At 36.7% G+C, this 14,741-nt stretch carries 12 protein-coding genes; 9 read left to right on the top strand and 3 right to left on the bottom strand.

The window, feature by feature from the left end; all coding sequences use genetic code 11:
• Window positions 1-168 precede the first annotated feature (168 nt).
• Window positions 169-651: a hypothetical protein gene (locus tag ACIQAA_RS25730; RefSeq protein ID WP_402625521.1), complete on the top strand. Its 483-nt coding sequence runs from the start codon at window positions 169-171 to the stop codon at window positions 649-651.
• A 63-nt stretch (window positions 652-714) separates the two neighbouring features.
• On the opposite strand, the gene ACIQAA_RS25725 is transcribed toward ACIQAA_RS25730, so the two are convergent.
• Together ACIQAA_RS25725 and ACIQAA_RS25720 are read right to left on the bottom strand one after the other, a co-directional pair.
• A complete protein-coding gene (locus ACIQAA_RS25725) occupies window positions 715-2,478 on the bottom strand; it encodes an ABC transporter ATP-binding protein (RefSeq protein ID WP_402625519.1) in 1,764 nt (587 codons plus the stop codon).
• Between the two features lie 41 nt (window positions 2,479-2,519).
• Window positions 2,520-3,203 carry a rhamnogalacturonan acetylesterase gene (locus ACIQAA_RS25720; protein WP_402625516.1) on the bottom strand — a complete coding sequence of 228 codons (684 nt, stop codon included), beginning with the start codon at window positions 3,201-3,203 and terminating at the stop codon, window positions 2,520-2,522.
• 340 nt (window positions 3,204-3,543) lie between these two features.
• Between ACIQAA_RS25720 and ACIQAA_RS25715 the strand changes: the two genes are divergently transcribed.
• A complete protein-coding gene (locus ACIQAA_RS25715; protein WP_402625513.1) occupies window positions 3,544-5,769 on the top strand; it encodes a helix-turn-helix domain-containing protein in 2,226 nt (741 codons plus the stop codon).
• A gap of 60 nt (window positions 5,770-5,829) precedes the next feature.
• Here the strand turns inward: ACIQAA_RS25715 and ACIQAA_RS25710 are convergent, their stop codons facing one another.
• Window positions 5,830-6,714 (bottom strand): carbohydrate ABC transporter permease, encoded by an 885-nt coding sequence (locus ACIQAA_RS25710; RefSeq protein WP_402625510.1) that lies wholly within the window; start codon window positions 6,712-6,714, stop codon window positions 5,830-5,832.
• Window positions 6,715-7,155: 441 nt separating this feature from the next.
• On the opposite strand from ACIQAA_RS25710, the gene ACIQAA_RS25705 reads away from it, so the two are divergent.
• The 7 genes from ACIQAA_RS25705 to ACIQAA_RS25675 all read left to right on the top strand — a co-directional run bounded on the left by ACIQAA_RS25705 (window position 7,156) and on the right by ACIQAA_RS25675 (window position 14,731).
• Window positions 7,156-8,013 (top strand): ABC transporter permease, encoded by an 858-nt coding sequence (locus tag ACIQAA_RS25705; RefSeq protein WP_402625672.1) that lies wholly within the window; start codon window positions 7,156-7,158, stop codon window positions 8,011-8,013.
• 21 nt (window positions 8,014-8,034) lie between these two features.
• Window positions 8,035-8,718: a YesL family protein gene (locus ACIQAA_RS25700; protein WP_402625507.1), complete on the top strand. Its 684-nt coding sequence runs from the start codon at window positions 8,035-8,037 to the stop codon at window positions 8,716-8,718.
• Complete coding sequence (locus ACIQAA_RS25695; RefSeq protein WP_402625504.1) at window positions 8,681-10,192, top strand: extracellular solute-binding protein; 1,512 nt, start codon at window positions 8,681-8,683, stop codon at window positions 10,190-10,192. Before ACIQAA_RS25700 ends, ACIQAA_RS25695 begins: the two co-directional genes overlap by 38 nt.
• Window positions 10,193-10,460: 268 nt before the next feature.
• On the top strand, window positions 10,461-11,585 hold the full coding sequence (locus ACIQAA_RS25690) for a glycoside hydrolase family 88/105 protein (RefSeq protein WP_402625501.1): 1,125 nt from the start codon (window positions 10,461-10,463) through the stop codon (window positions 11,583-11,585).
• Between the two features lie 4 nt (window positions 11,586-11,589).
• A complete protein-coding gene (locus ACIQAA_RS25685) occupies window positions 11,590-12,924 on the top strand; it encodes a glycoside hydrolase family 28 protein (RefSeq protein ID WP_402625498.1) in 1,335 nt (444 codons plus the stop codon).
• Window positions 12,924-13,820 carry a dienelactone hydrolase family protein gene (locus tag ACIQAA_RS25680; RefSeq protein WP_402625670.1) on the top strand — a complete coding sequence of 299 codons (897 nt, stop codon included), beginning with the start codon at window positions 12,924-12,926 and terminating at the stop codon, window positions 13,818-13,820. The genes ACIQAA_RS25685 and ACIQAA_RS25680 overlap by 1 nt, the downstream gene beginning before the upstream one ends.
• Window positions 13,790-14,731 carry a pectinesterase family protein gene (locus tag ACIQAA_RS25675; protein ID WP_402625495.1) on the top strand — a complete coding sequence of 314 codons (942 nt, stop codon included), beginning with the start codon at window positions 13,790-13,792 and terminating at the stop codon, window positions 14,729-14,731. The genes ACIQAA_RS25680 and ACIQAA_RS25675 overlap by 31 nt, the downstream gene beginning before the upstream one ends.
• Window positions 14,732-14,741: the final 10 nt, after the last annotated feature.

Below are 14,741 nucleotides of genomic sequence, written 5' to 3'. Positions count from 1 at the left end.
TCCCTTTTGAGTATACAGTGTTACTGTCTTTCAGAAGGGGTTTTTTTGGCTGTATTCAATTAGCCTGTTGATTTCCGCTCCACTAAGGAAAGGTTCTTTGAATAATCACCGCAGGGACAGGCAGTCTTCGGCACTATCTGCCAGATTGTTACGATAAATTGGGGAGTCTTGGTTTATCGGTACAATCCAGGTCAGATTGTTACGATAAATTGGGGAGCCTTGGTTTATCGGCACAATCCCGGTAAGATTGTTACGATAAATTGGGAAGCCTTGGTTTATCGGCACAATCCGCGCCAGATTGTTACGATAAACTGGGAAGCCTTGGTTTATCGGCACAATCCGCGCCAGATTGTTACGATAAATTGGGAAGCCTTGGTTTATCGGCACAATCCGCGCCAGATTGTTACGATAAATTGGGAAGCCTTGGTTTATCGGCACAATCCCCGCCAGATGGTTACGATAAATTGGGGAGCCTTGGTTTATCGGCACAATCCCCGCCAGATTGTTACGATAAATTGGGGAGCCTTGGTTTATCGGCACAATCCCGGTCTGAGGGACCTTGGATTTTTGTGGAGCTGCTCCGATCAACAGGGTGAAATATCAACAATTGGCCTTACACAGCCTTTTATAAAAGCCCATATCAACAGGTAAAAAAAGATGCCAGGTATAATTTTTTGGCATCTAGTTACTTCTATTAAACCCATTGTTCTACTGCTACATTTGTAATTGCTTCAACTCATAAAACTTACCTTTAGTGAACATTAATTCATCGTAGGTACCGAATTCTACACAACGGCCATTTTCGATAACAGCTATTTTATCTGCATTACGAATAGTCGAAAGACGGTGAGCCACGATAAAGGTAGTCCGGGCATGGCATAAAGTATTCAATGCTTCTTGAATTTTTTTCTCTGAATGGCTATCTAATGCAGAAGTAGCTTCATCCAAAATAATGACCTTTGGGTTCCGAATTAAGGCTCTTGCGATCGAGACCCTTTGCCTTTGACCTCCTGAAAGCTTATCCCCATGTTCTCCAATCTTCGTGTTCAATCCATCAGGGAGCCCTTGAATGACATCCCAGAGGTTTGCTGCTAATAAGACTCTTTTTAGTTCTTCTTCTGTAACAGATGGCATGCCATAGGTTATATTTTGGAGAATGGTTCCAGAGAATAGAATGGTGGACTGAGGGACTACCGCTAAATGATGTCGAAAGGATCGTAAATCAATGGAGGACATATCATAGCCATCTAAAAGAATTTTTCCTTCAGTAGGTTGAATAAACCCAATGAGTAAATTTAGGATAGTTGATTTCCCCGAACCAGATTCCCCGACAAAAGCGACTGTTTCTCCTTGTTTTACCTCTAAGTTAATATCTTGAAGAATTGTTTGATCGCTATTAGGGTATCGGTAACAAACCTGTTGCAAGGAAAAATTTCCATCTATTTGTTTAATCTTTGGTTTGTTTTCATGATTTTCTACCTCACCAGCTGTTAAAATTTCGCCAATCGAATTGACCGATTCCAGGCCCTTAGCGATAGTGGGTATTAGGGTTATTATACTAGATACAGAATTTACTACTGTTGTAAAGTACGTTTGATACATCACCACTTCCGCTGGAGTTATGGAACCACGTAATGCCAAAATTCCAGTGAAAACTAAACAAATAATTTGAAAAAGTTGAAAACAAGCCCAACTGACAGAACCAAATAATGATTGAATAATATCTAATTGAAATCCTTTCGTTAATATTTGCTGGAATCGGTGATTTAAACGGCGTACCTCTTGATTTTCTAACGCATGCGCACGAGCAATGGGTACTAATTCAATCATTTCAATAACACGCGCAGAGGTTTCTTCCATTTCTTGCCGAAATTCAGAATTGGAGGTTTTAATTTTTTTACGGAAGACAACAATGATAAGAGCTGAAATCGGTACAGTTAAGATAAAAAATAGAAATACTGTAGGACTGTTATATAACGTAATGGCTAAGGCAACTAGTAGATTGACAAGAATATTTAAACTACTGACAAACACTTGTGAGGAAAGCGTTTGGACAGCTTCTACGTCTCGCATTATTTTAGATTGAAGCCTGCCAGACTGCATCTCCTTTTGATAAGGAATCGAAAGTTCTTGCAGCTTTTTAATAAGCGAGGCACGCAAACCCGATTCGACACTACGAATCGCGTAACTATGCAGTTTAGTATGATAATAATTTGTTACGATGTTTTGCAGTACCAATATAAACATAACGATCGCATTAAGATAAATCGTTTGAATGCCACCGCCATCCTGAATCGTAGCAGCATTAATTACATTTGCAATGGCAATGGGCATCACCCAAGCGGGGATATGTTTAATAATGAAAAAAACAACTGAATAAAACATTCTTAAGTAGTTTCCTTTATATAAACCTACTAGTACCTTAAAGGAATTTTTCTGATTTTTGTTATAGATTTGCTGTACAAATGACTCTTCCATTGTTTCAACTCCCTATAAAGGTTGAAAAATATAGTAGTTTACTATTTTAGTAGGTTCCTTAGAGGTAAATCACTTTGTTGGATTGCTTCGATAATCAATTGTGCCACTTTTTTCGCACCCTCTTCATTGAAGTGAGTGTTATCTATAATCCCCTCAGGATAGTTTTCGGATTGACCCCGAGGTAAATGCAAGTAGTACTTTTTTGATTCCTCGTTGCCGATTTTACCCATTAATTCGGTGGTGATTTTATGTATGTCTAAAACAGGAACATGGTATTTTTCCGCAAATTGAATCATGGCTTGTGGATAATCTCCAACTGACATGTTATCAATTTTGTCATCTTCAAACTTTCGGCGAGTGACTGATGTTAATAGTAGTGGATAGGCATTTTTTTGAAAAGCTGCCTGAATGTATTGGTAGAGATTTTCTTGATAGTCACCATAAGGGTGTGTTCCGCGTTCAGGATCTTCTATTTTTTGATCATTGTGACCAAATTGGATGATTAAGTAATCTCCGGGCTGCATGCTTTTCTCAATCTCAGCTAAATGACCCTCGTTTATAAATGATTTTGTACTTCGGCCATTAATCGCCCGATTATCAATCTTTACATTCTCTTTAAAGTACGGGTGAAATGCTTCCCCCCATCCAGTTTCTGGCCTTTTTTCTGGTAGTTTTATAGCAGCCGTGGAATCTCCTGCTATATAAATGGTTATTTGATTTTCCATTTGTATGTGCTCCCATATAAAAAATTCTTATTATTCGCTGCTAAAAGCATATGTACACGTTAACATTTTTATGTTAAAACAAAAATAGAACCTATTTTCTATGATGTGGGCTTCAATAAATGAGGATATGGTTGAATTTCGCGGGGGAATGTTAACGTTAACATTGTATAATCTAACGGTTTTTGTGTCAATGCATATCATATACAATGAAAAAATGCTAAATTCCATAGTATTGTAAATATGGAAATTGTAGTTTATTATTACGTAAGCGTTATCAAATTTTAGAAAATTTAATTTTTTTGAGAAAAAGTGGAAAACAGTTAACGAAGGAGTGAAATTATTGAGAAGAGCACGAGTGTTTTACAAGCTGTTTATCCCGTTTTTCTTAGTGGGAATAGGGCTTGTCATTGGATTTAGCATATTTATCTATAATTCCACTTATCATTCCGTTGAGGACAGTTTCTTAAAGGATAAGAAAAATTATACAAAACAAATTCTTAACAATGTTGAACAAAAAGTAAGAACCATCGAGTATGGATATACTGCTTACAGCGCAACTTCTAAATTTGAAGAAATTTTTAAAAATCCTTTGTCAGGTAAAGATTTTGATATATACCGAAGTATCAAAAAAGAGATGAGTTACATAGAAATGATGGGGATAGAAGGCAGCAACAATAGTTTAGTAAGCTTGGCAGGGAACTGGGGAATCATTAATGGTTCTTTGAAGGGGTTAACAACCGAGGAAGTTACCGAATATAAAAATAAATATTTTAACAATAATAACAATAACCTTTTTTGGAAACCTATAAAATCTGGAATTGAAATGGTTATGACTTTACCAATGTATAAGAGGGAAAAGTTCGCTTTAGGAATATCCTATATCCCTAGAAGGAGTATTGAACAGATTATAGGTGACCAAAACAATGTAGTAGAAATTTATAATAAAAAAAATCAATTACTATACTCTAGCATGATGAAGGATAGTGAAGTGAAAAAGGGTAGTTTTAAAGATTTTAAAGCAGTCGCTGACGAAAGCGGGCAAACGGCCAATGTTTTAGAAACAGATGATGGAAAGAAATATGTTTATATGCAATCTGATTATAATCGTTGGCTTTATGTAGTGGAAATTGATGAAAATGAAATTGGCAGTATTATTCATAATACCAGAGTAGGCCTTTTTATTGTATCAGCCTTATTGATTTTTTTAGTTGGAATTATTTCTTATGTGCTTGCGGTATCATACACACGGCCGATAAAGAAAATTCAAGAAAAACTGGACGTTCAGGGTGTACATAAAAAACAAAATGAACTTTCCTTTTTGGCTGATTCTATCGATAAAATTGTGGGGCAAAACGAACTGTTAACAGCCAGCCTGTCTATTCAGAAACCTCAATTGGAGACATTATTTGTTCTAAGTTTATTTAGAAAACGAATCTCTGAAAACGATGTGATGAATCGGTTAGAGCAATTTTGCTACCATTTTGATGAGGAAAAGGTGTTTTATACAGGTTTGATTCAAATTGACAGCATTGATCATCAACAAGTGGGAGATAAAAATCTTTTATTATTGGCGATTAATAATATCGTGGGAGAAATTGTCCCTAAGGATGAACGTTTAAATCCGATCGTTTTAAATGATGAAATGCAGGCTACAATCTTTATATTAGATAAAAGCGACCAAGAACCTGAGCGTCGGATTATGAAGTACTACGAGGAAATCCAAGCAGCGGTGAAAAAATCGCTGAATATTATCATTAGTGTTGGTATTAGCCCAATCTATGAAACTTTAATAGATAGTAAAAAAGCGGTAGATTTAGCAAAAGAATCGCTTCATTACCGAGTAAATGTCGGACCAGAGTCGATTATTTTCTATAATGATATCTCTTCGATGTTAAATGATGCGTCTATTTCCAAATTCCCAGTCGAATTACTTAATGAATTATTGAATGCTATTCGTTCTGGTCATGAGGAAGAAGTGATGAACATGGTCGACCTGCTTGTTGAAGAAATCTTTCGTTTAAATAAAAATCCTATTAGCTTAGGAGTTACTTTAATACGAGTAATAAATGAACTCGTGCAATTAGGACAACTATTAGGTGCAGAATCAAAAATCTTTGAAAACATAAAGAAATTGTACCAAGCAGCCATGAACGCCTATTATCCAGAAAAAATTAAGGAAATGTTAATTAACGATTTAATCAAACCGGTTATTATAAGTACCCACGATAAGACAGAAAGAGGATTTAAATCCTTGTCAGAAAAAATCGTATATATTGTACAAACGGAATATGATCAGGAAATTTCCCTGGATATTATTGCAGATCGATTGCATTACAATCCTAACTATTTAAGCAATGTATTCAAAAAAGAGTATGGGGAGAATTTTGTAGACTATCTAATGAATTATCGCCTGCAAATGGCTCAAACCTTGTTGAAGGATACCGATTTGGCCATTAAAGAAATAGCTGAACGCTTGCAATATCGGAATTCTCAAAACTTTATTCGTTTCTTTAAGAAAAAATTGGGAATGACCCCAGGTGATTATCGCAAGGAATATATGCATTAAAACTGTAATCCATCAAAAAAAAGCTTCAATAGAGAAGCTTTTTTTTGATGGAAACTTATATTATCCTTTTACAGATCCAACTAATGCACCTTTGACAAAGTATTTTTGAACAAATGGGTAAGCAATTAACATTGGAACAGTAGCGATTACTATAACAGCCATCTTAATCGTTTGAGCAGGCGGTACGACATCTACTGAAGACCCTTCGGCTTGCATACCACTAGAGACAATGACAATTTGACGCAGTAATACTTGTATCGGCCACTTGGCAGAATCATTAATGTATAAAATAGCGGTCATATACGTATTCCAATAGGTGACAGCATAGAACAAGGAAATAGTCGCGATCGATGGCAATGCCAGTGGCAGCATGATTTTAACGAAGACACCAAAATCTGTGCAGCCATCCATTTTTGCCGATTCTTCTAAACTATCAGGTAAGGCTTGGAAGAAGTTTCTCATGATTATTAAGTTGAACGCGTTAATTGCAACTGGTAATATTAACGACCAATAAGAATCAATTAAACCAACGGATTTAACAACTAAGAAGGTTGGAATCATACCGCCGCTGAACAGCATGGAGAACACAACTATAAAATTAATCGAATTTCTCCCCACTAGGTATCTTCGAGATAAGCCGTACGCCATTAAGGCGGTAAGAACCATACTAACTAAAGTACCGATACCCGTTACTCCAATCGAAACAGCTAATGACTTAAAGAGGGTAGGGGTTGATAGGATATAGCGATAGGCATCCAAAGAAAAGGTACGTGGAAATAAGATAAACTTTCTTGCGACCACTTCCTGAGTAGAGGCAAATGAACTTGCAATCACATTAACAAATGGAAGAAAACAGATAAGTGCAATTAAAATTAGAATCGATCCATTAATAATGGGAAAGACTAGTCCTCCTTTGTTTCTATTATTCTTTTTCGTTTTCTTCATGTAAATCCTCCTCGGTTCAAAATAATAAGCCATCTTTTAGTAAGATAAACCAACCTTATCATTCGATCCAAATTCCGTATATAATCAATATCCCACTATTGATTTAATAGCAAAGATAACGCTTTCAAGGTGAAAAAATTACTTTGAAAACGGATAATCACAACCTGTTAAAAACTATCATTATGGTGGATGCCATGTTCAAAAACCTTGATACCAAAGGGGTTTGTAAGCGTAATCATAAAATGATTATGTACGTAATTTTTTCAATTTCAGTATGCTTATAACAAGAAAGGAAAACAAAATGAATAGAGGAGGAATGAAATGGAAGGTGCTGTAAACCAAAATAATCAACCCTTGCCCATTTTGACAGCAAGGGAGCTAAAAATTAAAAAAAGGCAAAAAATCATTGCGGGATTAAAAACGAATAAGTTCTTATATTTTATGATTTTTCCTGGATTACTTTATTTCATTATATTTAAGTACCTACCGATGGCCGGTCTCATCATTGCGTTTCAAGACTATCAGCCATTCTTAGGGATCTTAGGAAGTCCATGGGTTGGTCTCAAACATTTTATTCGTTTATTTACGGAACCTACTTTCTTCATGTTATTAAAGAATACGTTAATTTTGTTTGCATTAAATCTTGTAATCTTTTTCCCATTACCAATTATAGTGGCTCTCATGCTGAATGAAGTGAAGAATAGATATTTTAAAGCTGGAATTCAAACGATTATCTATATTCCTCACTTTATGTCTTGGGTAATTATTGTTTCAATCTCATTTATCTTTTTGAATGTGGATGGCGGTATTATTAATGAATTTTTAGCTGCAATAGGTATGGAGAAAATCAGCTTCTTAACAGCACCTGATTGGACAAGGACCATCTATATCGCACAAATTATTTGGAAAGAATTAGGCTGGTCAACGATTATTTATTTAGCTGCTATTACAGCAGTGGATACACAATTATATGAAGCAGCTGAAATGGATGGTGCAGGTCGTCTTCGAAAAACTTGGCATGTAACATTACCTGCTATTCGTCCAGTCATTATTACTCTATTAATCCTAAAGATTGGCAGCACCTTGGATCTAGGTTTTGAACATATGTACCTTTTACTTAACTCCTTAAACCGCAGTGTTGCAGAAATTTTCGATACTTATATCTATACGGCAGGTTTAAAAAATGGACAGTTGAGTTTCAGTACTGCTGTAGGTTTATTTAAAGGGCTTGTTGGATTGGTATTGGTCATCCTTGCGAATAAACTAGCGAAAAAATTTGGAGAAGATGGCGTGTATTAAAGAGGAGAAGGCGGGGATATCATGCTGAAATCAGTAGAAAGGTTAAACCACGTTTTAACAATCATCCTTAACTTGGTATACGTAAATTTATTATGGATACTCTTTACCATTTTGGGATTAGGCATCTTGGGTATTGGCCCCTCCACTTATGCCTTGGTAAGTATTTGCAGGCAATGGGTGCGTGGCCAAAGCCTGCCCGTTTTCAAAACCTACTGGAAGTATTACAAAGAGAGTTTCAGAGAGTCTGTCATCATAAGTTGGATCTATCTAATAGGTGGGATAGTTTTAATTGTTGATTTAATGCATGTATCCAATTGGTATATTAGGGTCGCATTATTTGTGATTAGTTTTATCTATTTATTATCACTCGTTTATATCTTTCCGATTATGGCTCATTATAATTGGAAGGGAATTCTCATTAAAATCAAGATGTCTCTATTATTAGGTTTTTCCTGCCTGCAGTATTCACTCGTTTTATTTTTAGTTACTGGTGTAATTTATTGGGCAGCAGCCAACTTTTTTCCAGGGGTTTTAACCTTTTTGGGTATTAGTTTCTTATTCTATTTAATTACTTGGACAGCAAATCAAGTGTTTACAAGAATGGAAACGATGGATGCCGAAGAGCTAGAAGATAAATATATTCACCAAAACGCAAAGGAGAATTGGGATGAAAAAACAAAAGGTATCAAAATTAGCCAGTGTTAGTTTAGCAGGTGCGCTTCTTTTAGCAGGGTGCAGCAGTACAGCTTCTAACGAAAAAAAATCATCAAAGGAAGTTGACAAAAATAGTACTGCAGAAATTTCTTGGTTAAACATTTTGCATACGGCTTCTCCACCGACCGATACAGTGTTGGACCAAATTGAGAAAAAAACAAATACAGAAATTAAATTTTCTTGGATTCCAGATGCTTCAAAAGAGGAACGTCTTAATACAGCATTAGCTTCAGATTCATTAGCAGATATTGTTACGTTAACAATTTTGGAAAATTCTTCTGTGCGTAATGCCTTGAAATCAGGGATGTTCTGGAATGTAGAAGATTATTTAGATGAGTTCCCTAACTTAAAAGCGATTTCGAAGGACATTCGTGTTTCAGCCTCCATCGAAGGTAAGCTTTATGGGATACCGTTTCAAAAAGATTTAGCGCGTAATGGTGTCATCATTCGTAAAGACTGGTTAGATAAAGTAGGGTTGGCTGTTCCTAAAACAACGGAAGAATTGATGGAGGTCGCGAAAGCGTTTACAGAAAAAGATCCTGATGGTAATGGGAAAAATGATACAACTGGATTTATGGACCGCAGCGATTTGATTTATGGTGCATTCAAAACATTAGGTTCTTACCACGGTACTCCAAATAATTGGCAGGTAGATAGCAAGGGCAACTTTACAGCTGAGTTTGAAACAGATGGCTATATTGAGACCATGGATTATATGAAAGAGTTGTATGAAAACGGCTGGATTAACAAGGACTTTGCTGTAACAGCCAAAACAGATCAACAGCAAAACTTTGCTCAAGGCAAGGCAGGTATTTATGTTGGTGCCCTTTTTGATGCTAAAAACCTCCAAACAATGGCAGCGGGTATCCAAGATAATATGGAAATTGCCTTAGTCAATGATATGACATCTGATACTAATTCTGAACGAGCCATTTGGTCTGCAGGTAATGGTATTGGCGGACTACTCGCATTCCCACGTTCAGAAGTAAAGGATGAAGCAGAATTAAAACGTCTTCTGCAATTTGTAAATGATTTAATAGATCCTGAAACCTATACGTTAATGACCTATGGTATTGAAGGTACACACTTTAAACTCAATGGTGATGGTACCTATGAAATTATTAATCAAGATTTATGGCAGCAAGAAGTTCAGCCTTTTGCAGCTTCACGTCCAAAAGAAAGCGGTTTTGGTTTAAAGGATCCTAACCCAATTAAAGCACTAGCAGATGAAATGATTGCTGAAAACGCAAAATATGCAGTCTTTAACCCTGCGGTACCTTTAGAATCACCCACTTTCACCACACAAGGTTCAGAATTACAAAAAATTATTACAGACGCTACTTATCAATACATTTTAGGTGAAATCTCGCTCGATGATTTTAAGAAAGCCGTTAAAAATTGGAATGACCAAGGCGGAAAAACAATAAAAGAGGAATATAAAGCAGCGTATAACAAGGCAAAATAATCACCAATGGAGGTCTTTTTATTGAATTATGTTCAATAGAAATACCTCCATTCTATATCCTGCTAAGCCAGCAATTTTGCTTTAGTGGTAACCAAAACCACTCTTTGGTTACCACTAAGCCAGCATTTTGGCTTTAGCGGTAACCAAAACGACTCTTTGGTTACCACTAAGCCAGCAATTTCGCTTTAGCAGTAACCAAAACGACTCTTTGGTTACTACTAAGCCAGCAATTTCGCTTTTGCGAAATAATAGGAATGAGAATAGGAGAATGATAGTCATGAATTGGTCCGTTAAAACAGCAAATTCAATTATGGAAAGACTACCTCGTTTATACGAGGACAAAGGATACAAAGGAAAGTGGTCCTATGATTACGGAGTGATATTTAAAGGGTTTGAAAGGGTTTGGAGGCAAACAGGAGAAGCGAAATATTTTAATTATATCAAAGAAAACATGGATTACTTTATCCAAGAAGATGGATCAATTAAAGGGTATCATCTAGATGAATATAATATCGACCATATCAATAATGGAAAATTGTTATTTGTTCTATACAAAGAAACCGGAGAGGAAAAGTATAAAAAAGCTGCTGAATTATTACGCAGACAGCTCGAAACACACCCTAGAACTTCTGAAGGTGCATTTTGGCATAAACAAATTTACCCTTACCAAATTTGGCTTGATGGTTTGTATATGGGGTCACCTTTTTATGCGGAGTATCAAACAACCTTTGCTAATGGCGAAGGGTTAGAAGATATCATTCGTCAGTTTAACATTAGTTATCAACATTTAATAGATGAAAAGACAGGGCTATTATATCATGCCTGGGATGAGAAAAAAGTTCAGCCATGGGCCAATAAAGAAACAGGTTTGTCTGAGAACTTCTGGGGACGCTCAATGGGCTGGTATTTATTAGCATTAGTAGATACCTTAGAAATCTTGCCAGAAGATACACCGGATCGAGACTTTCTTGTGCAGATAACAGAGAAAACATTAAAGGCACTAGTAAACTACCAAGATGAAGAAAGTGGTGTGTGGTATCAAGTACCAGATAAGGGACATGAAAAGGGAAATTACTTAGAAGCTTCGTGCAGCAGTATGTTTGTATGTGCAATAGCAAAAGGGATTCGCCTGGGGGTTCTTGATCGAAGTGTATGGGAAGCGCAATTAAGAAAATCACATCAAGGATTATTGGACGAATTTGTCTTGCTAACAAAAGAAGGCTGGGTCAATTTAAATAAGAATTGTCAGGTTGCTGGACTGGGAGGACATGATCAACGTGATGGTACCTTTGCGTATTACATTAGTGAACCGATAATATGTAATGACCAAAAAGGGCTGGGTGCGTTTTTACAAGCTTTAGCTGAATATGAAGAAGTAATGAATAAGGAGTGACGATATGACCACTTACGATATTACCGAATTCGGTGCATTAAACGATGGGAGTTTATGTACCCAATCTATCCAGAATGCCATAAATGAAGCCTATGAATACGGCGGCGGAAAAATCTTGATTCCGTCAGGTGTCTTTTTCACAGGTGCTTTGTTTTTAAAAAATAATATTGAATTGCATCTATCGGCAGGCGCCACTTTAAAATTTTCGGATGAACAAGAGGACTATCCAGTGGTAGTTTCTCGTTGGGAAGGTGTTGTGCGAGAGGTATATGCTTCTTGTATCTATGCAGAAGATGCAAAAAATATTTCTATTACTGGTTTTGGCACGATTGATGGCAATGGGGAGAAATGGTGGCATATTTTTCGAAATGAGCGAGAAAAGCTGGCTTACCCGCGTCCCAAATTGATTAGTTTTGACGGATGTGAGCACATCACCATACGAGATGTATCCTTAAACAATTCACCAAGCTGGACCGTGAATCCGATTCGTTGTCACAATGTAACAATTGATAATCTTTCTATTATCAATCCATCAGACTCACCAAATACAGATGGAATTGATCCAGAATCTTGTAAAAACGTAAGAATCAGCAACTGCCACATAGATGTAGGAGATGATTGTATCGCGATTAAAGCTGGTACGGAAGATACGGCTGAAAGGGTATCTTGTGAGAACATTACCATTACAAACTGTACGATGGTCCATGGCCATGGGGCAGTGGTATTTGGCAGTGAAATGAGTGGTGATATCCGGAATGTTACGATTAGTAACTGTACCTTCCAGGATACAGATCGGGGAATTCGTTTGAAATCTCGACGCGGACGCGGAGGAATTGTGGAGGATATCCGAATCGACAATATTGTCATGGAAAGGGTAATGTGTCCATTTATTTTGAACTTGTACTACTTCTGTGGACCTAAAGGAAAGGATAAATATGTCTGGGATAAAAATCCATACCCAATAACAAAAGAAACTCCATCCTTTAGAAGAATACACTTTTCTAATATTACGGCTCGAAATGTCCATGCCTCTGCTGGGTTTATCTATGGCTTAGCGGAGCAATACGTTTCCGAAATTACATTTAATAACATTGATATTTCTATGGCAGAAAATGCGATCCCCGGGAAACCAGCAATGATGGCAGGAATAGAGGATATGAATAATCGAGGTTTTTATGTTGGTTTTGCTAAAGATATCCTGTTTAATCGAGTAACAATTGAAAATCATGAAGGTCCAGCTTTCCATGTTGAATACAGTGAGGACGTAGAGATTACTCATTGCAAGTCTAAAAATACAAAAGCTGAAGAAGTACTCCTAAAGGAAGTAGGGGTATTGTGATAAAGCCAAGGCGTACACAACTTATCAATTTGTTAGGAGAACGTTCGAAAGCAGAAAAGATATTTGCTGAATTAATAAATGTAGAAAATAGGCAGGGGTTTGTTTTAGAAAGTTTAATGTTGCATTTAAATGACATCGAAACCGTCCCTGCCTATTTTGCTAAACCATTAAATGCAGTAGAACCTTTGCCAATCGTTATCTTTAATCATTCACATGGCGGCAATTTTGACCAAGGGAAAGAAGAACTCTTAACCAGCAGCTCTTATTTGCAAAGCCCTTCCTTCGTAGAAGAAATAATTGAACTTGGGTTTGCTGTTTGTTCAATTGATATGTGGGGCTTTAATCAACGAAAAGGGAAACTGGAAAGTGAATTGGTAAAGGAAATGCTGTTAGAAGGTCAAACTTTGTGGGGGATGCGGCTATTCGACAACATGGCCTTGTTAGATTATCTTGAAACTCGGTCCGATGTAGATCACACCAGAATAGCCACAATTGGAATGTCAATGGGGGGATTAATGAGCTGGTGGTTGGCTGCTTTGGATGAGCGTATAAAGGTCACAGTCGACATCGCAGCACAAGTGGATATCGAAACATTAAAACAGAAACGTGGTTTAGATCATCATGGATTCTATTATTATGTTCCTGGATTTCTAAAACATTTTACCACATTAGCAGTTCAAGAAATGATTGCCCCAAGACCACGCCTCAGTATGATTGGTAAGGATGATAGAATGTGTCCCATTGAAGGTGCAGCATTTTTAAACGAACAATTGAAAAAAACGTATGAACAACAACGTGTTTCTCAAAATTGGGAAGGCTTTATGCTTACAGGGGGACATCAGGAAACAAAGGAAATGAGATCATTATGGAAAACATTCTTAAAGAAACACCTTTAAATTTTTTTAAAAGTCTAGTTGTTGGAAGAAATGAAATTTGTGATTTTTCTAATATTCAAGAGGCTTTAGATAGTTGTCGTGATGTAAAGGGACCGGTAAAAATAACGGTTTTAAGTGGAGAGTATTATGAAAATATTTCCTTATATCAATCTAACATTACATTGATAGGAATAGGTTTTGTTAGGATTATCGGGAATCGGTACGCACTTCAAAAAGATGAACACCAGCGAGAAATAGGTACCTTTCAGACGGCGACCCTGTTTATCAACGGAGAAAATATTATTTTAGAAAATATCGAGATTAGTAATGTTGCGGGACCAGGAGAAAAGGTGGGCCAGGCGGTTGCCTTATATAGTGAGGGAAACAACGTAACTTTTAAAAACTGTTCCTTTAGGGGGCAGCAAGACACCATTTGTCTGGGGCCGCTGCCAGAAGTGCAAAAAAATGGCCAGCCTTTTTCTACTCCTGATATTAGGACTATTTTTGAAGAAAACACCAGTCATTTTATCAATTGCTATATTGAAGGCACGATTGATTTTATTTTTGGTGGTGGGGAAGCAGTATTTGAAGACTGTGAAATCAAGTCATTGAAAAGGCCAAACAACAAAGATGGTTATGTAACTGCTGCTTCCACTTCTAAAAATAAAAAAGGATTTTATTTTAATCAATGTTTTATTACTGCGGACGCAGATGTTAAAAATGTCTTTTTAGGAAGACCATGGCGCCCCTATGCGAAAACTATATTCGCTAACTGTATGATAGGTTCACATATACATCCGAATCGATGGGATGATTGGGGAAACAAAGCAAATAGAATAACCGTAACGTATCAAGAAATTAACAATCGATATAGTTTTCAAAGTGAAATGAACACATTAGATTGGATCGATTTCATAAAAGTAGATGAATAGGAAAGGAACA

It is taken from the genome of Neobacillus sp. NPDC093182 (genome assembly GCF_044754045.1).
This window is presented reverse-complemented; position numbering and strand designations above follow the sequence as displayed.

Coding starts and splice junctions, on each gene's coding strand:
- ACIQAA_RS25725 (WP_402625519.1), bottom strand. CDS start 2,478: ATGGAAGAGTCATTTGTACAGCAAATCTATAACAAAAATCAGAAAAAT.
- ACIQAA_RS25695 (WP_402625504.1), top strand. CDS start 8,681: ATGAAAAAACAAAAGGTATCAAAATTAGCCAGTGTTAGTTTAGCAGGT.
- ACIQAA_RS25710 (WP_402625510.1), bottom strand. CDS start 6,714: ATGAAGAAAACGAAAAAGAATAATAGAAACAAAGGAGGACTAGTCTTT.
- ACIQAA_RS25700 (WP_402625507.1), top strand. CDS start 8,035: ATGCTGAAATCAGTAGAAAGGTTAAACCACGTTTTAACAATCATCCTT.
- ACIQAA_RS25705 (WP_402625672.1), top strand. CDS start 7,156: ATGATTTTTCCTGGATTACTTTATTTCATTATATTTAAGTACCTACCG.
- ACIQAA_RS25675 (WP_402625495.1), top strand. CDS start 13,790: ATGGAAAACATTCTTAAAGAAACACCTTTAAATTTTTTTAAAAGTCTA.
- ACIQAA_RS25690 (WP_402625501.1), top strand. CDS start 10,461: ATGATAGTCATGAATTGGTCCGTTAAAACAGCAAATTCAATTATGGAA.
- ACIQAA_RS25720 (WP_402625516.1), bottom strand. CDS start 3,203: ATGGAAAATCAAATAACCATTTATATAGCAGGAGATTCCACGGCTGCT.
- ACIQAA_RS25685 (WP_402625498.1), top strand. CDS start 11,590: ATGACCACTTACGATATTACCGAATTCGGTGCATTAAACGATGGGAGT.